Below are 18,849 nucleotides of genomic sequence, written 5' to 3'. Positions count from 1 at the left end.
ATCTCCATGGCGTCTGCTCGAACCATTCTGCTCGGCACCTGTCTGAGCCTCGGCCTCACCGCCGGCTGCGGCCCCGCGCCCTCGCCCGAGAATATCGGCCAGATCCGCGCGGGCGGTGGCTATCAGGCGCAGTATCGCGACCCGGTGACTTCCACCCAATCCGAGCCACTGCTGCTCTCGGAGCGGATGAACGCCGAGAAATGCCGCCCCGTGGACCGCGCCGGCGGCAAGGGCGGCGGGCTTGTCGCCACGGCGCTGCGCGGCGAGCGGCTCTCGCGCAACGATCTGGTGGATATCCGCGTCAGCGACGACGAGACCTTCAACGGCGATTACGTCGTGTCGCGCGATGGCAGCCTCAAACTGCCCTTCTTGCCGCCGATCCCCGCGCAGGGGCAGCGCCCCGAGGATGTCGAGGCCGCGCTGGCCCGGCTGCTGGTGAGCGAGGGGTTCTATGACGAGGCGCCGCGCATTTCCGTGCGGCTGGCGGATTTCGCCAGCATCAGCGTCGCGGTTTCCGGCGCGGTGTTCGAGCCGCATGCGATCGAGATCGGCAATAGCGGCGCCGACGACCGCGACACGCTGCGCCAGAATGCGCTCGGCGCCTCCACCGAGGCGCGCAACCTCTCGGCGGCGCTGCGCTCGGTCGGCGGGGTGCGGCCCGATGCGGATCTCTCGGCGGTCGAACTGCGGCGCGGCGGCAAAAGCTATCACCTTGATATGCGCGGTGTGTTCGAGGGGCAGCATGCGGTGGACGTGATGCTGCTGACCGGCGACGAGATCACCGTGCCCTCGCGCCAGTGCTTTCAGGACGATCTCATGCGCCCCGGCCCGGTGAGCCCGCCGGGCGTGTCGCTGTTCCTCTCCAACCTGACCCAGCCCGCCACCGGCAACGCCCCCTCGGCCATCGGGCGCGAGGTGCGCGAGATGCCCTATGGCACGCGATTCATGCAGGCGGTGATCGACACCAATTGCGTGGGCGGCGCGCGGGCGACCAGCGCGCATCGCTCGGCGATCCTGTTCACGCGCAACCCGATGACCGGCGTCTCGACGGTGATCGAGCGCAATATCGAGGACATGCTGCGCCGCGCCGACCGCGACGATTACGACCCCTATCTGCTGCCCGGCGATTCCATCGCCTGCTATGACAGCAGCGTCACCAACCTGGCCGAAGCCGCCGGTGTGGTGGGGGCGGTGGCCGCCGCGGGGACGGTGCTCGGGCAGTAGTCAGGAGAGCGTCGGCGCGGGCGCGTTTTCCCAGGCGGTGCGGGCCGCCGCGATGGTGGCTCCCAGTTCCGGTGCATTGCGATCCGCCGCCATTTCGACCGCCACCAGCGCCTCGCGCAGCTCCGATTGCCCGAAGGCCGCCGCGCTGCCCGCCACCTGATGCGCCCGATGGGCGATCTCTGCCCGGTCGGCAGGACCGGTGGCGAGCCAGTCGAAGAGCGTGCGGGTCTCGTCCTCGTAGCGGCGGCGCAGCCTGTCCATCGGGCTGATTGCCGGTTCAGGCGGCTGAGGCGCGGGGTCGGGCGCCGGCTTTGCGCCGGAGCAGAAGCGGGCGATGACCTGGAGCAGCCCGTCCTCGGTCAGCGGTTTCGGCAGAAAGCCCGTCATGCCGGCCTCGGTAAAGCTGTCCCGCGCCTCCGGCAGCACATTCGCCGAGAGCGCCACGATGGGCACGTCGCGGCTGGCGCCGGCGCCCGAACGGATGGCGCGGGTGGCGCCGAGCCCGTCGAGCCGGGGCATGCGGATATCCATCAGGATCAGGTCGAACCGGTGCCCGCTGGCGGCGGCCACCGCCTGCTCGCCGTCGCGGGCTTCGGTCACCCGGTGGCCGAGGCCCGTCAGCATCTCGCGCGCCAGCTCCAGATTGATCTCGTTGTCCTCCACCAGAAGGATGTCGCGACCGGGCGCTTCAGGCGCTGCTGCGGAGTGTTCCTCCGGCTTTCCGGGACCGTCGGCAAGGACCAGCGGCAGGCGCAGCCAGAACACGCTGCCCTCGCCCGGGGTGCTTTCCACGCCGATCTCGCCGCCCATCGCCTCGACAAAGCGCCGCGCGATGCCAAGCCCCAGCCCGGTGCCGGCCTGTCCGGCGAAATTCGCGTCGCCCACCGTCTGGAAATCGTTGAAGACCCGCTCCTGATCCTCTTCGGAAATGCCGATGCCGGAATCGATCACCCGGATCTCCAGCATCTCTCCCGTCGTCTCGGCAGAGCGCTCCGCCTCTATCAGAATGCGCCCGTCGCGGGTGAACTTGGTCGCGTTGCCCACGAGGTTGAGCAGCACCTGCCGCAGCCGCGAGGCGTCGATCCGCACCCAGTCCGCCGGCTCGCCAACCCAGCCCCAGAGCATCTGGTTGCCGTTGGCCTCGGCGGCGCTGGCCTGCGAATCCACGATGTTCTGGAACAGCTCGCCGATATGCACGACCTCTTCCCGTGCGACGGAGACGCCGGATTCGAACCGCGCCACATCCAGTACCGTGTCGACATGGTGCATCAGCACGCCGCCCGAGATCTGCATATTGCGGACATAGCGGCCCTGCGCGGAAGAGAGCGGGGTCTTGTCCAGCAGCGCGAGATTGCCCAGCAGCCCGTTCAGCGGTGTGCGGATCTCGTGGGTCATCATGGCAAGGAATTCGGCCTTGGCCTTTTCCCCGGCCAGCGCCTTGTCGCGCGCCTCGACCAGCTCCTTTTCCGAGGCGACGCGGTGCGAGATGTCGCGCAGGAAGGCGACCATCACCTCTTCCTCGCCCGCCTGCGCCTTTTCGATGGCCAGCTCGACCGGGAAGATCTGACCGTTGCGCCGTTTCGATTCGAGCCGGATGCGGCCATGTCCGACGACCCGGTGCTCTCCGGTTTCGCGCATCCGCGCCATGCCTGCCGCATGGGCGGCGCGGTAATCGTCGGGGATGAGAACCTCGGCGATGTTGCGGCCGATCACCTCGTCGCGGCTGTACTGAAAGATCCGCTCGGCGGCGGCGTTGAAATTGAGGATCTTGCCCTGAAGGTCCGAGACCACCACCGCATCCAGCGAGGTTTGCAGGATCGTGTTGAGCCGCGCATAGGCATCCGCCAGTTCCTGACCGCGCCGCTCGGTCTGGTTGCTGACGCGCCGCGTGTGGCTCAGCAGCACGACCAGCGCCAGCACCAGCGCCACGGTGATCAGCGCCAGCCGCAGCATGGTGACCGCCACCGAGCTGCGGCTTTCGTCCGAGCGTTCGGCAAAGAACTGGAGCCCGGTCGTCGCCACCCGCCGCAGCAGCGGGCGGATCTCGTCGGCCTCCGCCGCCAGCGTGCCGAGCCCGGCGCGCAGTTCGGGCCTGCTGCCGTCGATGAGCGGGATCATCGCGTCGAGCTTTTCGCGGATGACCGAGACCGGATAGCCGAAATTCCCGATGGCACGCAGATCGGCATAGAGCGAGCCGGTGCCGAGCGTCATCATGCGGCTGTAGAACACGTCGAACTCGACAATCACCGCGTTCAGCGTCTCAGGGTCGTCGCTCTGCCGCGCGAGGTCGATGGCGTTGTGGAACTCCAGAAACTCCACCTCGGCCTGCGACAGCACCCAGTGGACATTGTCGGAGCTGGCAGAATTGAGAAAGCGCATCTCCTGCACGATCTCGGACACCAGAAAGGTGATCGCGATCACGCAAAGCAGACCGACCGCAGCCAGCAAGAGCCGGCCGCGGCGCCACAGGGAAGCATCACCTTTTCGACGGTTCGAAAAGGCTTCGGTCATTCTTCGATCGTCATCCGGTCGAGCTGCCATATGCTCCGGGAATAGATCACTTCGGTGCGGTAGTCACTCGAAGAGGAGAACGGGTAAATCACCCAGAGCGGGCCCTTGTCGCGGCGCGACATCTGCGCGCCGTCCATCTCGTAGGCGACGATGGGGCCGGTTTCGGTCGCGTCTTCGAACGGGATCGTCACGCCGTAATCGTTGATCGCCATGGCGGTGATCTCGTCACCCTCGGCGCCGACATGGTCGAGCAGTGTCTTGAGCCGCACGCCGGTGAAGGTATGGGTGTCGGGCGTCCAGATGGTTTCGGTGACGATCTCGCTCTCGCCCAGGGCGCGCAGCATGTCGAGATCGAAGGCGGCGGTGCCGTCGCCATTGGTATTCTCGATCTCGCCGGAGATCGTCAGGATCACCGGCCCGGTGGGCATGGGCAGGGTTTCGGCCCCGGCGGGCAGCGCGAAAAGCGCGGTTGCAAGAGCGGCGGTCGCAAGGCGGGGGAAGAGCATCGGTCGGGCCTCATGTTGTGTTAGGGATAAACTGCCATGTTGCGGGGCAAAAAGCAGCCGGACATCAGGATCGGGCACCTATCCGTTGGGATAGGTGCCTGTCCCGTCGCGCTCAGTAGGCGCCGCGCCCCGACAGCACCGCCCGCGCGGTCAGCGCCAGCAGCATCAGGTCGAGCAGCACGCTGCGCGAGCGGACATAGGCCACATCCATGTCGACCATCTTGTCGAAGCCGATATCGGCACGGCCCGAGACCTGCCAGAGCCCGGTGATGCCGGGCCGCGCCTTCAGCCGCTCCAGCGCAGCGGCGGGATAGGCCGCGACCTCGGAGGGCAGCGCAGGGCGCGGGCCGACCAGCGACATGTCACCTTTGAAGACGTTGAGGATCTGCGGCAGCTCATCCACCGAATAGCGGCGCAGGAACCGGCCCACCCGCGTCACGCGCGGATCGTGGCGCGACTTGAAGCAGATGCCCTGCCGGTCGGATTGCGCCCGGATCGCCGCCAGCCGCGCCTCGGCATCGGTATGCATAGTGCGGAACTTGAGGATGGTGAAGGGCCGCCCATCACGCCCGACCCGCTGCTGATGGAAGAGCGCGGGGCCCTTGCTTTCCAGCCGGATCAGCGCCGCCACGAGCAGCAGAACCGGGGCGAGCATGACCAGCAGCGTTGCGCTCAGCGCCATGTCGAGCGCGCGCTTGGCCACAGCCTCGCGCCCGGCGACGTGCAGCGCATGCACCGAGGCGCGGGCAAGGAAAGTGCCGTTGCCGATCAGATAGCGCTTGGCCAGCCGGCGCGGCTCCTGCATCAGTCGCCAGCCCCATTCCAGCCTAGCCTTGCGCACGGCGGCGGGCGCGCGGCGGACATTGCCGGCGAGGAAATCGAAGAGTGCGCCGACGCCCAGCACCAGCCGGGGGCGCAGCTCGGGCAGGTGGCGGTCGATCCACAGCTCCTGCATCGGCACGCCCATGGCGACCAGCAGGATATCGGCGCCGGAGGTGTTGATTCGCGCGATGGCCGCTTCGGGATCGGCGGCGCCTTCGTAGCCGTCGAGCGTGCCGGCGATGCGCAGGCCGGGGATCTTTGCGGCGAGCGTCAGCGCGGCCTTTTCGGCGGTGCCGGGCTGCGCGCCGAAGAGAAAGACCGACATCCCGTGCCGCGCCGCCTGACGCAGCAGGGCGGGGGTGAAATCGGTGCCGTTGAGATTCTCGGTCAGCCCGCCGCCGGTCATACGCGCGGCCAGCTCGACCCCGATGCCGTCGGGCAGCACCATATCGGCTCGGGTGAGGGCATCGGCATACTCGCGATTGCCGGCGCGCAGGTTGGCGCAATGGGCATTGAGGAAAAACACGCTGCGCGCCGCGCCCGAGAGCAGGGCGTTCACGGTCGCTTCGGTGGTGGCATTCACCACGGGCAGCCCGAGGATCGGGCGTTTCGGCAGATCGGCGACAAGGGTTGCGTCACGGAAGGCGAGGGTCGGCTGATGTTTCATCGGGGGCTCCAGGGCAGGTGTTGAACTCGCCCTATCCGTGCGCCGCCACCCCCGATTCTCGCAATTTCGCGCCGGGATGGGCGCGGCACGCATTCGCGACCGTCCGGACGCGGCGGCGCCCCCCGCGCTCCGAAAGCTGCGGTTAACGATGCGGGCGGCGCAGCGCCTATCCGAAGGGATATAGGCCCTAGCCGGGTTCTCGGTTACACTTGGTTAGCAATGCCTTAAAATGGTCAGAGACCGGCGGTAGCTTTGCCGACCAGTTCAAGAAAGGATCGCGCCAGATGAGAGTGCTGATTGCCGACGACCACGACCTGCTGCGGGATACGCTGATCGCGTTTCTGGGCGCCGAGGACGATATCGAACTGGGCAGCGCGGCAAGCTTTGACGAGGCCTGCGAGCGCATCCGCGAGGACGAGGCGTACAACCTGGTGTTGCTGGATTACAAGATGCCCGGCATGAACGGTCTGGACAGTCTCACCGAGGCGATCGGCATGAAGGGCGGCCAGCGCGTGGCGCTGATCTCCGGCCAGGCCACGCGCGAAGTGGCGGAACAGGCGCTGAGCCTCGGTGCCGCCGGCTTCATCCCCAAGACCCTGCCGGCGAAATCGCTGGTCAATGCGGTGAAGTTCATGGCCATGGGCGAGCAATACGCCCCCATCGGCTTTATGACCGCGCCGGAAGAGACCAAGACTCACCCCATGGCCGAGCGCCTGACCAAGCGCGAGATGGAGGTGCTGGCGGGGCTCACCGAGGGCAAGTCGAACAAGGAGATCGCCCGCGATCTCGATCTCACCGAGCCGACGATCAAGCTGCATATGAAGACGCTCTATCGCAAGCTGGAGGTCAACAACCGCACCCAGGCGGCCATTGTGGCGCGCGACGCGGGGCTGTTCTGAGCGCATACCCGAAAGGATAGGCGGCGGGGTAAACGCCTCCTTTCTCCCCACCGTTGCGCGAGAGCGCGCGACCACAAGGCAGAGTAGTTTCGGCGGCGAAGGAGACCCGCCGATGACCCTGCAAGACACCGCCACGACAGAGCTGCCCGCCGCCAAGGCAACGCCCGGAAAACGCCGCCGCTTTCTGCGCCGCGCGCTGATCGGCGGGTCGGTGACCGACCGCCGCCGCCTGCCGCGCTATGTGTGGATCTGTGCGCTGGGCCTGGCCGGGATCTGGGCGCCGATCACCGGCTATCTCAAGACCGCCGCGCCGGTCTTTGCCAGCCATATGTCGCTGATCCTGCCGGGCTCGGGCTCTGCCTCTTCAGTGAATCTCGCCGAGATCGGGCAGGCGTCGAGCCATGCCAACTCGGCCTTTTCCAGCAATTCCATCAGCCCGACCGAGACCTACAAGCGCCTGCTCGCCGCCGACCGCGTGCTGAAGGATGCGGCGCGGCGTCTGGACATCGACGCCAAGGCGTTCGGCAAGCCGCAGGTCCAGCTCGTGGACCAGACCGCCTTCATGCACGTAAAGATCACCGGGCCCGATCCCGATGCGGCGCAGGCGCGCAACGCCGCGTTGCTCGAGGCGTTTTTCGTCGAGATCGACCGACTGCGCGGCGACGAGCTGGAGAGCCGCCAGACCGGCGGGCTCGACGCGATCCGGGAATATCGCGACTCGGTTGCCGCGACGCGGAGCGAAATCTCGCGGCTGCGCGACGAGAGCGGGCTGCATTCGGTCGCGCAATACAACCGCCAGCTCGACGAGGCCGACGACCTGCGCGGCCGCATCGACACCGCCGCCGCCGAATACGAGCGCAAGCTCGCCACCGTGCGCGGGCTGGAGGCGCGGCTCGGCACCGATGCGGAAACCGCCGCCCGCATCCTGCGGCTCAATGGCGACACCGCCTATATCGCGCTGATCGAGGCGATGGCGCTGGCCGCCAGCGATCTGGCCGAGGCGCGCGCGAGCTATGGCGCGCGTCACCCGGAGGTGGTCAAGGCGGCCTCGGCCATGGCCTCCGCCCGCGACAAGGCCGAGGCCCGCGCCACGGCGCTGACCGGTCTGTCCGGCGCGCTGGAACGCTCCTCCGACGGTGCCCGCGCGGCGCTTCTGACCGAGCTGGTGCGGCAGGAATCGGAACGTGCGGGGCTTGAGGCCGAGCTGGCAGAGCTGCGCGCGCTGCTCAGCATTCAGACCGCGCGGCTGGAGCGTCTGGCGCCGCTTGCGGCGCGGCTGGAAGACCTGCAACGGGATTTCAACGTCGCCGAGGCGGTCTTTGCCTCCGCCATCGCGCGGGCGCAGTCGAGCAAGGCCGATATCTACGCTTCCTATCCGCTGGTGCAGGTGCTCGAAGACCCGACCCTGCCCGACAGCCCGACCTCGCCGCGCAAAAAGCTCGCCATTGCCGCCGGTGGCGCCGCCAGTTTCCTGCTGTTCTTCGCCCTGTCGCTGGGCTGGATCCGCCGCGCGCTGATCGAGCGTCTGCTCTCCGAGAAAGGGCGTCTGGCATGATTGCGCCGCAGACCCCCGCCGAATCCATGGTCTGGAAGACGATCCTCTGGACCTGGCCGTTCTACGGGATCGGCGCGCTTTACGTGGTCGGGCCGGTGCTGGCCTGGCTGCTGGCGGGGCTGGTGGTGCTGTCGCTCTATCTCGGCCCGGCGATCCGCGACGATCTGCGCGCCACCGGGACGGTGCCGCCGGTGATCTGGGCCTGGATGCTCGGCATGCTGGTCATGCTGGTGGCGCTCTGGGCCGGGCATCTGAACTGGGATCTGGGGCTCAAGCAGACGATCAAATCCTCCATCGGCTGGGCCAAGGGCTGGGCGCTGCTGGCGCTCTTTCCGCTGGCGGGGGCGATCCTGCCGGTGCGGCGCGAGGTACTGATCCGGGCGCAATGTCGCCTGGGGTTCTGGACCCTCTGCATCGCCCCCGCGCTGCTCATCGCGCCCTATATCGGCCTGCCCGAGCGCATCTGGACCTCGCCGCTCAAGGCGGTGGGCGGGCCGGGGCCGGAATATTTTTCGGTGTTCTTCTTCACCTACGATCCCGCCTCCTGGACGCCGCGCTGGCAGTTCTACGCGCCCTGGTCGCCCTTTGCGGCGCTGCTGGGGGTCACGATGGTGCTGTTCGCGCTGGAGGAGAAAGAGAACCGCTGGCGCGCGGCGGGCATCGCCGCCGGCACGCTGATGATCCTCGCATCGAAATCGCGGATGGGGCTGGTGGGGCTCGTCGCCTGCACGATCGGGCCGCGGATGATGCCGCTGGTGCTGCGCAGCTGGGCCTGGGCGGTGCTGGCCGGGCTCACCGCCTCGCTTGCGATCACCGGGCCGTGGCTCGCGCGGACCATCGGCGCCGGCATCGACGGCTTCAAATCCGCCCGCTCCGACAGCACCCGCGTGCGCGCCACGCTGCAACGCATTGCCCATGAGCGCTGGCAGGAAGAGGCGGTCTGGTTCGGCCACGGCACCGTGCAGCCCGGCCCGCATCTGGTGGAATACATGCCCATCGGCAGCCACCACACCTGGTTCGGCCTGCTCTTCGTCAAGGGGCTGGTGGGGCTCTTGGCCTTTGCCGTGCCGCTGATCTGGCAGATCGGCCTCGCGCTCAAGGATGCGGCACAGGGGGCGCGCGGACGCCTGCCCCTGGGGCTCTGCATGGTGCTGGTGCTGCTATCCTTCGGCGAGAATATCGAGATCGAGGCCTATCTGCTCTGGCCGGCCCTGATGATGCTCGGCATCCACGCCCGCGAATGCGCCCGCGGCGTCGCGCGGACGGCAGAGGCACCCGAGCCGCCACAGCCCGGGAAAACAGCGAGTTTCGCGCCAGACTCTTGATTTGCGGCGGCAACGAGCGCAGCTTATCCAGTATGAACAGCCTTACTCCTTTTCCGGGGCGCGGGGGCACGAGCGATGTCGTGGCCTTTCACCGGACTGAGCTGAATGTCATCCTGTCGCTCTACGGCCGCATGGTCGCGGCCGGGGAATGGCGCGATTACGGGATTTCCTCGCTGCGCGACGTGGCGGTGTTCTCTGTCTTCCGGCGCACCGCCGAAAACCCGCTCTACCGCATCGAGAAACGCCCCAAGCTGCGGAGCAGACAGGGCGAATACGCGGTGATCGGCATGGACGGGCAGGTGCTGAAACGCGGACACGATCTGCGCACCGTGCTGCGCGTGCTGGAACGCAAGCTAATCCGCCCAATCGAGTAAGCCGCTCGCTCGGGCTCAGGCCGCCGCTTTAGACCCGATCATCGCGCAAAGCAGCTCGAACATGATCGAAACACCCAGAAAGGCGGTGCCGCCGCTGGCGTCGAAGGGCGGCGAGACCTCGACCAGATCGGCGCCGGCGATGTCGAGCCCGTCGAGCTCGCGCACCACCTGCAACGCCTGATAACTGTTCGGCCCGCCGACCTCGGGCGTGCCGGTGCCGGGCGCAAAGGTCGGATCGACAAAGTCGATATCGTAGCTGACGTAACAGGGCTCGGAACCGACGATATCGCGCGCCTCGGCCATCACATCGGCCACACCACGGGCGTGGAATTCCTCGATCGGGACAATGCGGATGCCGTTGGCAGCGGCGAAATCGCGGTCCTCGCGGTCGTACATGCTGCCCCGGATGCCGATCTGCACCACGCGCTTCGGGTCAAGAAGCCCCTCCTCCACCGCGCGGCGGAACGGCGTGCCGTGGGTATACATCGTGCCGCCGAAATAGGAGTTGTAGAGATCGGTATGGCTGTCGAAATGCACCATGCCCAGCGGCTCCTCGCGCGCCAGCGCACGCAGCACCGGAAGCGAGGTCAGGTGATCGCCGCCCGCCGTCAGCGGTCGCGTGCCGTTGCGCATCAGCTTGCCGTAAAACGCGGTGATCCGCTCCATGCTGTCGAGAATATCCGCCGGATTCGGCCCGACATCGCCGAGATCGGCGCAGGCCTTCGCCTCGAAGGGGCGCAGCCCGGTCACCGGATGCTCGGCACGAATCATCGTCGAGGCATCGCGGAGCTGGCGCGGCCCGTGGCGGGGACCGGGGCGGTTGGTGGTGCCGCTGTCCCAGGGCACGCCCGCGATACCGATCTCCACCTCTCTGAAACGCTCATGCTCGGGCGGAAGCAGCGGCAGCCGCATGAAGCTCGGCACCCCCGCGTAGCGCGGAAGTTCGAATCCAGAGATCGGGTGAAAGAAGGGATCGGTGGTCATGGCGGGCATCCTTGCAAGGCGGCTCCCGCCGAGAGCAAAGCTTTTGCCGCGGATTTGCAAGCGCTTTGCCCCGACGCTCAGCCCTCTGCGTCGGTTTCGAGCAGCACCGCGCGCGACTGCGATGCGAATTCGCGGCGCAGGATCACCACCAGCGTGACCAGCGTCGCCGCGATCAGCGCCTCGGCTCCGACCAGCCAAGCCGCCGAGGCGATGCCGAAATAGACCACCCGCAACCCGCGATTGTAGCTGCGCGCGGCAAAGATATTGAGCTCGGCGGCCTTGGCGGCGCGGGCATAGGCGGTCTCGGTCGGCTCGTTGGGCACAGCCCCCATCATCACCGAGCAATAGCCGAAAAGCCGGTTCGACCAGACGAATTTCAGAAAGGCGTTGGCGGCAAAGAGCAGCGTCAGCATGAGCTTGACCTCCCAGACCACCACCGGCGCATCGCCCGCCGCCAGATCCCCCGCCACGCCGCGCAACTGATCGGCATTGCCGAGCAGCGCAAAGATCCCGCCGATGGCGATCATCGAGGCGGAGGCGAAGAAGGCGGTGCTCTGGCGCAGCGAGGCGACGATCTGCGCGTCGAAGATGCGCGGCTGTCGGGTGACGAATTCGTGCATCCAGACGCGCCGGTAATTCGCCATCAGCCGCGACACCGAGGGCCGTTTCGCCAGCGGGTTCTCGACCGCAAAGGAACAGCCGAGCCAGCTTATCGCCAGCAGCACCGTCGCCACCAGGTCGAGCGGGGTGAAATAGCCAAGCTGATCGAGCCAGACCATCGGCTCAGAACGGCTTGACCACCACGACCCAGAGGACCGCGATGACGCCGAGCACACTGATTTCGTTGAAGATGCGCAGGAACAGCTCGGATTCCCGGAAGAGCCCGCGCCGGGCCCGCATCACCATCCGGCCGGTCCAGACGTAATGCACCGCCAGAAGCGCCACCAGCGCGATCTTGAGATGCACCCAGCCGGCCCAGTCCCAGAACCAGCCGAGCCACAGCCCGGTGATCACCGCGATCACCGCCAGCCCGGCGGAGAACCGGTAAAGCCGGATCGTCAGGTCGCCCAGCGGGCCGAACTCGTCCAGCCGCGTGTATTCGCGCTTCCAGTAGATCAGCGCGCGCGGCACGGCGAAGATGGAGGTCATCCAGCCCATGACGCAGAGAATATGAATGATCTTAACCCAGTCCATGCGCCAGTAGTGCTATCTTTTCGCGGCAAGACGCAAGGCGGCGCGGGCGCGCAGGGGAAAAGCTCTGGCATCCGGGTCGAATTGGTTATATGATTTTACCAATTTCGCAGGGAGGGCCATCCGATGCAGATGCCGGAACCGGATACGCGCGTGCTGTCGCGCAAGGCGCAGATCGTGGCGCGGCTGCGCGCCGTGCTGCCGGATGACGCGGTGATCGAAGACCCCGCCGAGACCCGCGCCTATGAATGCGACGCGCTCACCGCCTATCGCTGCCCGCCGCTCTGCGCCGTGCTGCCTGCAAGCACCGAAGAGGTCTCGGCGGTGCTGACGATCTGCCACGAGGAGGGCGTGCCGGTGGTGCCGCGCGGCTCGGGCACCTCGCTGGCGGGCGGCGCGCTGCCGACGGCGGATTCAGTGATCCTGGGCGTGGCGCGGATGAACGAGGTGCTGGAAACCGATTACGCCAACCGCTTCATCCGGGTGCAGACCGGGCGCACGAACCTCTCGGTCAGCGGCGCCGTCGAGGAGGAGGAATTCTTCTACGCCCCCGACCCCTCGTCGCAGCTCGCCTGCGCCATCGCCGGCAATATCGCGATGAATTCCGGCGGTGCGCATTGCCTGAAATACGGCGTCACAACCAACAACCTGCTGGGCGTCACCATGGTGCTGATGGACGGCACTGTAATCGAGCTGGGCGGCGCGCATCTCGATGCCGGCGGGCTCGACCTGCTGGGGGTGGTCTGCGGCTCCGAAGGCCAGCTCGGCGTGGTGACCGAGGCGACCCTGCGCATCCTGCGCAAACCCGAGGGCGCGCGCCCGGTGCTGATGGGCTTCGGCTCGAACGAGGTGGCCGGCGAATGCGTGTCGGACATCATCAAGGCCGGCGTGCTGCCGGTGGCGATCGAATTCATGGACCGCCCCTGTATCGAGGCCTGCGAGGCCTTTGCCCATGCCGGCTATCCCGACTGCGAGGCGCTGCTGATCGTCGAGGTCGAGGGCTCGGAGGCCGAGATCGCCGAACAGCTCGGGCTGATCCTGCAAATCGCCCGCCGCCACGATCCGGTGGAGCTGCGCGAAGCGCAGGATGCCGACGAGGCGGCGCGGATCTGGCTCGGCCGCAAGAGCGCCTTCGGCGCCATGGGCCAGATCAACGATTACATGTGTCTCGACGGCACGATCCCGGTCTCGGCGCTGCCGCTTGTGCTGCGGCGCATCGGCGAGATGTCGGCGGAGTTCGGGCTGGGCGTGGCCAATGTGTTCCACGCGGGCGATGGCAATATGCACCCGCTGATCCTCTTCGACGCCAACAAGCCCGGCGATCTGGAGCTCTGCGAGCGCTTCGGCGCGGAAATCCTCAAGCTTTGTGTCGAGGTCGGCGGCTGCCTGACCGGCGAGCACGGTGTGGGGATCGAAAAGCGCGACCTGATGACCGTGCAATACGGCGCGGCGGATCTGGAGGTGCAGATGGCGGTCAAGGACGTGTTCGACCCCGAATGGCTGCTGAACCCCGCCAAGGTGTTTCCGCTGGACGTGTCGGCGGCGCGGCGCGTGGTGGCAGCGGAGTGAGATTTGGGGCGCTGCCCCGTCCCGGCCGGGGCCGGGACTCCCCGGGATATTTAGAGCCAATGGAAACACATGAGACCTGAGACAGAGGCAGAGCTGGCCGAGACGATCAAGGCGGCATCGGGGCCCTTGCGGCTGCGCGGCGGCGGCACGCGGGCCATCGGGTGGAGCACCGGCGAGGTGCTGGAAACCGGCGGGCTGTCGGGCATCGTGCTTTACGAGCCCGGCGCGCTGACGCTGGTGGCCAGGGCCGGCACGCCGCTGGCCGAGATCGAGGCGGCGCTGGAGGCCGAGGGCCAGCGCCTGCCCTTCGAGCCGATGGATCATCGCGGGCTGCTTGGCACGACAGGCGCGCCAACCGTGGGCGGCATGGCGGCGGCAAATGCCTCGGGGCCGCGCCGGGTGCAGGCCGGCGCCTGCCGCGATTACATGCTGGGCGTGCGCTTTGTCGACGGGGCTGGCCAGATCCTGCGCAATGGCGGGCGGGTGATGAAGAACGTCACCGGCTACGATCTGGTCAAGCTCATGGCCGGAAGCTGGGGCACGCTGGGGGTGCTGACCGAGGTCGCCTTCAAGGTGCTGCCGAAGCCCGAGGCGGTGGCGAGCGTGCTGCTGGACGGGCTGACGCAAGGGGCGGCCACCGACGCGATGGCGCGGGCGCTGGGATCGCCCTTCGACATTTCCGGCGCGGCGCATCTGCCCGAGGGCCCGGAGGGCGCGCCGCTGACGCTGCTGCGGGTCGAGGGCTTTGCCGAGTCGGTCGCCTATCGCGCCGGGCGGCTGCGCGATCTCTTCGCCGGCAGCGCGGTGCGGATCGAGACCGACCCGGAGCGCAACGCCGCGCTCTGGCGCGATATCCGTGACGTGGCGCCGTTTCATACCCGCGCCGGCGATGTCTGGCGGATCTCGTGCAAACCTTCGGACGGGCCGGAACTGGCGGCGCGGCTCGGGGCGGAGGCCACGCTCTTCGACTGGGGCGGCGGGCTGATCTGGGCGCTGCTGCCCGAGGGCAGCGATGCCCGAGCCCGGCTGGGCGCCTTCGGCGGCCACGCCACAAGGGTGCGCGGCGAGGGCGAAAGCCCGGTCTTCCAGCCCGAACCGGCGCCGGTGGCGGCGCTGAGCCAGGGCCTGCGTGCACGGTTCGACCCGCGGGGCGTGCTGAATCCGGGGCTTATGGCATGACGCCGGAAACCCTCACCGTCTTCACCCTCTGTTTTGTCGCCGGGCCGCTGCTCTTTGCGCTGATCCTCCAGCTCGGCCAGTCGCTGGCCCTGCTGCTGTCGCTGGCGCTGGGGGTCGTTGCCGCGGCACTGGCGGCGATCTGGTTGCAGGCGGGCGGCATGCTCTTTGCCGCGCTGGCGCTGCTCTGGTTCGCCTGGGTGCTCGCCATCGCCATGCTGGCGCTGACCCTGCACCGCCGCGTGCCCCAGCTGCGGCGCGGCGTCACCATCATCGGCCTGCTGGTCACCACCCTTCCCTGGTTCGGGCTCGCCACCGCCCGGATGCTGATGTCCTGAGAGCCGAGATGCAGACCAATTTCACCGAAGAGCAACTGCAAGAGCCCGGCATCGCGCGCGCCAACGAGATCCTGCGCGCCTGCGTGCACTGCGGCTTCTGCACCGCCACCTGCCCGACCTATCAGGTGCTGGGCGACGAGCTGGATTCCCCGCGCGGGCGCATCTACCTGATCAAGGACATGCTGGAGAACGACCGCGATCCGGACGAGAAGACGGTCAAACATATCGACCGCTGCCTGAGCTGCCTCGCCTGCATGACCACCTGCCCCTCGGGCGTGCATTACATGCATCTGGTCGATCACGCCCGCGCCTATATCGAGAAACGCTATCAGCGCCCGTGGAGCGACCGCGCCCTGCGCTGGCTGCTGGCGCGGATCATCCCCTATCCCGGGCGGTTCCGGCTGGCGCTGCTGGGCGCCAAGCTCGGCCAGCCGTTCAGGCGTCTGATGCCCGATGCGCGGCTGCGCGCCATGCTCGATATGGCGCCGAAGACCATCCCGCCGGTCAGCCGCAACGACGATCCGCAGAGCTTTGCGCCCAGTGCGCCGCGCAAGAAGCGCGTGGCGCTGATGACCGGCTGCGCGCAGAAGGCGCTCAACACCGATATCAACGACGCCACGATCCGGCTGCTCACCCGGCTCGGCTGCGAGGTGGTGGTGGCGAAGGGCGCCGGCTGCTGCGGCGCGCTGACCCATCACATGGGCAAGGAAGACGACAGCCACGCCTCCGCCGCGCGCAATATCCGCGCCTGGTGTGACGAGATCGACGGCGAGGGGCTCGACGCCATCGTCATCAACACCAGCGGCTGTGGCACCACGGTGAAGGATTACGGCCATATGTTCCGCAACGAGCCGCTCGCCGCCGACGCGGCGCGGGTCTCCGAGCGGGCCATGGATATCAGCGAACTGCTGATGACGCTGGAGCTGCCGGAGGGCGCCGCGAAGGACACGCGCGTCGCCTATCACGCCGCCTGCTCGCTGCAACACGGGCAGAAGATCAAGACCCACCCCAAGACCCTGCTGAAACGCGCGGGATTCGAGGTGGTGGAGCCCGCCGACAGCCATCTCTGCTGCGGCAGCGCCGGCACCTACAATCTGTTGCAGCCCGAAATCTCCGGGCAGCTGAAAACCCGCAAGATCCGCACGCTGGAGGCCAAGGCCCCGGATATAATCGCGGCGGGCAATATCGGCTGCATGATGCAGATCGGCTCTGGCACCGACGTGCCCGTGGTGCATACGGTCGAGCTGCTCGACTGGGCGACCGGCGGGCCGAAACCGCGCGCGCTCGGCGCGGCGGGATAACGCCGCGTCAGACCCGAAAGCGGCGCATCTGCCCAATTTTTGACAAATCTCGCCTTTATCCCCGTCGCACGACAGAGGGGAAGACGGTGCGGGTATTTCTGGCAATTCTGGCGATTTGCCTGACGTCGGCGGCGCATGCCGATGGCGGGCTGTTCTCGATGCAGAGCCGTGAGGACGGCCGCGAATGGGAGGCGGTGGGCCGGCTGGAACTGGCGGGCAAGGCCTTTTGCACCGGCGCGCTGATCGCGCCCGACCTGGTGCTGACCGCCGCGCATTGCCTCTATGACAGCGCCAGCGGCGCGCCGGTCGCGGTGGAGGACATCCAGTTTCTCGCCGGCTGGCGCAGCGGTCGCGCCTCGGCCTATCGCCGGGTGCGCCGCGCCATGGCGCATCCCGACTATGATTTCAACGCGCCCGCCAGCGCCGACCGCGTCGGCAGGGATATCGCGCTGATCGAGCTGCAACTGCCGATCCGCAACACCACGATCACGCCGTTCCAGACCGGCCCGCATCCGCGGCGCGGCGCCGAGGTCAGCGTGGTCTCCTACGCGCATGACCGCTCCGAGGCGCCCTCGCTCCAGGGCCTTTGTAATGTGCTCGACCGGCAGGAACGCGCCTTCGTGCTCTCCTGTCAGGTGGATTTCGGCAGCTCCGGCTCGCCGGTCTTTTCCTTCGAGGACGGCACGCCGCGCATCGTCTCGGTGATCTCGGCCAAGGCCGATGCCGAAGGCATGCCGGTCTCGCTGGGGGCCGAGCTCGACAGCTCGCTCGCCACGCTGCGCGACGCCATGTCGGTGGAATCGGTGCGCGAGACGGTCGCCGCAGGGATGCGGCGGGAAACGGGGGCGAAATTCATCCGTCCCTGAGATATCTCGCCGCGTTCGGCCTCGCGCTCTGCGCCGCGCTGCCCGCCGCCGAGGCGCAGCAGCGCACGGCCTTCGACGTCATGGACAACCGCGGCGAGCTGCTCGGCTGGGAGGCGGTCGGGCGGCTCGACCTGCCCGGCGGCTTCTGCACCGGCGCGCTGATCGGGCGCGATCTGGTGCTGACGGCGGCGCATTGCGTCTTCGATGCCAAAACCGGCGCACCACGGCCCGCCCGGGGCATGGTGTTTCGCGCCGGCTATCATCGCGGCTCCGAGATCACCGCCCGGCGCGTGCTGCGCTGGGTGGTGCCGGAGCGCTACGAGGCGGTGATGCGCAGCAAGGGCTCGGCCACCCGAACCGAGGCAGTCTCGAGCGATGTCGCGCTGCTCAAACTCGAAGCGCCGGTGGCGAGCGCCGAAGCGGATCCGTTCCGGGTGCATGAGGTGCCCGCCGAGGGCACCGATGTCAGCGTCGTCTCCTATGGGCGCGGGCGCGAGGAAGTGCTCTCGCGCGAGCCCGATTGTCAGATGACCCAGCGTTATCGCGGCGATATCCTGGGCTTCGATTGCGACGTGACCTTCGGCTCGTCTGGCGCCCCGGTCTTCGTACGCGAGAACGGACGTTTGCGTATCCTGTCTGTGATCTCGTCGGGCACGGATGCGGGCGAGGCCTTCGGGCCCAGCCTACAGGCCTTCGTGCCCGAACTCTCCGGACGGCTGAACCGCGAGGATGCCCGCCCCAAGGTCACCGCCGGGGCACGGCGCATCACCGTGGGCGGCGGCGCAAGGCAGGATATCGGCGCGCGCTTCGTCCGGCCCTGACGGGCGGGGCTTGAAACCCCCGAAACCCCTCCCCACCTAAATCGCACCCGGGGTGCCTCAGCAGGGCTCCGGTCAAGGCAAAGCCGCCTGTCCCATGCCGGGAAGGCGCATCACATATGGTATCGCTCAATGGAGGATGACCCATGCGTCACTTTGATTTCGCACCGCTTTACCGCGCAACCGTCGGCTTCGACCAGATCGCCGACCTGATGGACCGGGCCCTGTCCAGCGACGTCGCCCAGCCCAGCTACCCTCCCTACAATATCGAAAAGACCGCCGACGATGCCTGGCGCATCTCGATCGCCGTGGCCGGTTTCTCGGATGCCGACCTGTCGGTGGAGCTGAAGGAGCATCAGCTCGTCGTCTCCGCCCGCAAGGCGGGTGAGGACGAGGCCAAGACCTATCTGCATCGCGGCATCGCCACCCGCGCCTTCGAGCGCCGCTTTACGCTGGCCGATCATGTGCGCGTCACCGGCGCCACGCATGAGAACGGCATGCTGCATATCGACCTCAAGCGCGAGATTCCCGAAGCGCTGAAGCCGCGCCGCATCGCCATCGCGCGGGGAGAGGAGCCGCGTGTCGAAAAGGATGTGGTGGACGCCAAGACGGTGAACTGACCCCGTCCCGGTCAACCGCGAAGCCCCGGCGCGCTGCCGGGGCTTTTTCGTTTGTGCGGGGCGGTTTGCGGTGAGCCCCCGGATCAGGTCCGGGGCGGTGGGC

18 protein-coding genes are annotated in these 18,849 nt (G+C 67.8%); 12 read left to right on the top strand and 6 right to left on the bottom strand.

Annotated elements, in window-relative coordinates:
- Positions 1 to 6: 6 nt before the first annotated feature.
- The gene (locus tag I6N89_RS02755) at positions 7 to 1,224 is read left to right on the top strand and encodes a polysaccharide biosynthesis/export family protein (protein ID WP_207016682.1); all 1,218 of its coding nucleotides are present in this window, start codon (positions 7 to 9) and stop codon (positions 1,222 to 1,224) included.
- Here the strand turns inward: I6N89_RS02755 and I6N89_RS02750 are convergent, their stop codons facing one another.
- From I6N89_RS02750 to I6N89_RS02740, 3 genes are all read right to left on the bottom strand, one after another.
- A complete protein-coding gene (locus I6N89_RS02750; RefSeq protein WP_207016681.1) occupies positions 1,225 to 3,735 on the bottom strand; it encodes a PAS domain-containing hybrid sensor histidine kinase/response regulator in 2,511 nt (836 codons plus the stop codon).
- On the bottom strand, positions 3,732 to 4,241 hold the full coding sequence (locus tag I6N89_RS02745; RefSeq protein WP_207016680.1) for a molybdopterin-dependent oxidoreductase: 510 nt from the start codon (positions 4,239 to 4,241) through the stop codon (positions 3,732 to 3,734). Before I6N89_RS02745 ends, I6N89_RS02750 begins: the two co-directional genes overlap by 4 nt.
- 112 nt (positions 4,242 to 4,353) lie before the next feature.
- Positions 4,354 to 5,730: a WecB/TagA/CpsF family glycosyltransferase gene (locus tag I6N89_RS02740; RefSeq protein ID WP_207016679.1), complete on the bottom strand. Its 1,377-nt coding sequence runs from the start codon at positions 5,728 to 5,730 to the stop codon at positions 4,354 to 4,356.
- A 284-nt stretch (positions 5,731 to 6,014) separates the two neighbouring features.
- On the opposite strand from I6N89_RS02740, the gene I6N89_RS02735 reads away from it, so the two are divergent.
- From I6N89_RS02735 to I6N89_RS02720, 4 genes are all read left to right on the top strand, one after another.
- Positions 6,015 to 6,629 carry a response regulator transcription factor gene (locus I6N89_RS02735; protein ID WP_207016678.1) on the top strand — a complete coding sequence of 205 codons (615 nt, stop codon included), beginning with the start codon at positions 6,015 to 6,017 and terminating at the stop codon, positions 6,627 to 6,629.
- A gap of 112 nt (positions 6,630 to 6,741) precedes the next feature.
- Positions 6,742 to 8,184, top strand: a complete 1,443-nt coding sequence (locus tag I6N89_RS02730) for a GumC family protein (RefSeq protein WP_207016677.1) — start codon at positions 6,742 to 6,744, stop codon at positions 8,182 to 8,184.
- A complete protein-coding gene (locus I6N89_RS02725) occupies positions 8,181 to 9,509 on the top strand; it encodes an O-antigen ligase domain-containing protein (RefSeq protein ID WP_236016380.1) in 1,329 nt (442 codons plus the stop codon). Before I6N89_RS02730 ends, I6N89_RS02725 begins: the two co-directional genes overlap by 4 nt.
- A gap of 32 nt (positions 9,510 to 9,541) precedes the next feature.
- Positions 9,542 to 9,883 carry a DUF2794 domain-containing protein gene (locus I6N89_RS02720; protein ID WP_207016676.1) on the top strand — a complete coding sequence of 114 codons (342 nt, stop codon included), beginning with the start codon at positions 9,542 to 9,544 and terminating at the stop codon, positions 9,881 to 9,883.
- A gap of 15 nt (positions 9,884 to 9,898) precedes the next feature.
- On the opposite strand, the gene speB is transcribed toward I6N89_RS02720, so the two are convergent.
- From speB to I6N89_RS02705, 3 genes are all read right to left on the bottom strand, one after another.
- Positions 9,899 to 10,867, bottom strand: coding sequence for an agmatinase (gene speB, locus I6N89_RS02715; protein ID WP_207016675.1), 969 nt, complete (start codon positions 10,865 to 10,867; stop codon positions 9,899 to 9,901).
- A gap of 77 nt (positions 10,868 to 10,944) precedes the next feature.
- On the bottom strand, positions 10,945 to 11,646 hold the full coding sequence (locus tag I6N89_RS02710; RefSeq protein WP_207016674.1) for a DUF599 domain-containing protein: 702 nt from the start codon (positions 11,644 to 11,646) through the stop codon (positions 10,945 to 10,947).
- Positions 11,647 to 11,650: 4 nt separating this feature from the next.
- On the bottom strand, positions 11,651 to 12,061 hold the full coding sequence (locus I6N89_RS02705; protein ID WP_207016673.1) for a CopD family protein: 411 nt from the start codon (positions 12,059 to 12,061) through the stop codon (positions 11,651 to 11,653).
- 123 nt (positions 12,062 to 12,184) lie between these two features.
- Between I6N89_RS02705 and I6N89_RS02700 the strand changes: the two genes are divergently transcribed.
- From I6N89_RS02700 to I6N89_RS02670, 7 genes are all read left to right on the top strand, one after another.
- On the top strand, positions 12,185 to 13,627 hold the full coding sequence (locus I6N89_RS02700; protein ID WP_076698658.1) for an FAD-linked oxidase C-terminal domain-containing protein: 1,443 nt from the start codon (positions 12,185 to 12,187) through the stop codon (positions 13,625 to 13,627).
- 69 nt (positions 13,628 to 13,696) lie between these two features.
- On the top strand, positions 13,697 to 14,806 hold the full coding sequence (locus tag I6N89_RS02695; RefSeq protein WP_207016672.1) for an FAD-binding protein: 1,110 nt from the start codon (positions 13,697 to 13,699) through the stop codon (positions 14,804 to 14,806).
- Entirely contained in the window at positions 14,803 to 15,141 is a 339-nt protein-coding gene (locus tag I6N89_RS02690; protein WP_207016671.1) for a hypothetical protein, read from the top strand. Before I6N89_RS02695 ends, I6N89_RS02690 begins: the two co-directional genes overlap by 4 nt.
- Positions 15,142 to 15,149: 8 nt before the next feature.
- The gene (gene glcF, locus I6N89_RS02685) at positions 15,150 to 16,442 is read left to right on the top strand and encodes a glycolate oxidase subunit GlcF (protein ID WP_207016670.1); all 1,293 of its coding nucleotides are present in this window, start codon (positions 15,150 to 15,152) and stop codon (positions 16,440 to 16,442) included.
- A gap of 86 nt (positions 16,443 to 16,528) precedes the next feature.
- On the top strand, positions 16,529 to 17,308 hold the full coding sequence (locus I6N89_RS02680; RefSeq protein ID WP_328805833.1) for a trypsin-like serine peptidase: 780 nt from the start codon (positions 16,529 to 16,531) through the stop codon (positions 17,306 to 17,308).
- Between the two features lie 80 nt (positions 17,309 to 17,388).
- Positions 17,389 to 18,129, top strand: a complete 741-nt coding sequence (locus I6N89_RS02675; RefSeq protein ID WP_207016669.1) for a trypsin-like serine peptidase — start codon at positions 17,389 to 17,391, stop codon at positions 18,127 to 18,129.
- 143 nt (positions 18,130 to 18,272) lie between these two features.
- On the top strand, positions 18,273 to 18,746 hold the full coding sequence (locus I6N89_RS02670) for an Hsp20 family protein (RefSeq protein WP_207016668.1): 474 nt from the start codon (positions 18,273 to 18,275) through the stop codon (positions 18,744 to 18,746).
- Positions 18,747 to 18,849 lie beyond the last annotated feature (103 nt).

Source organism: Salipiger abyssi (assembly GCF_017311415.1).
GTDB lineage: Bacteria > Pseudomonadota > Alphaproteobacteria > Rhodobacterales > Rhodobacteraceae > Salipiger > Salipiger abyssi_A.
Note: the sequence above shows the minus strand (reverse complement) of the source record. Positions and strands in the feature narration are given on the sequence as shown.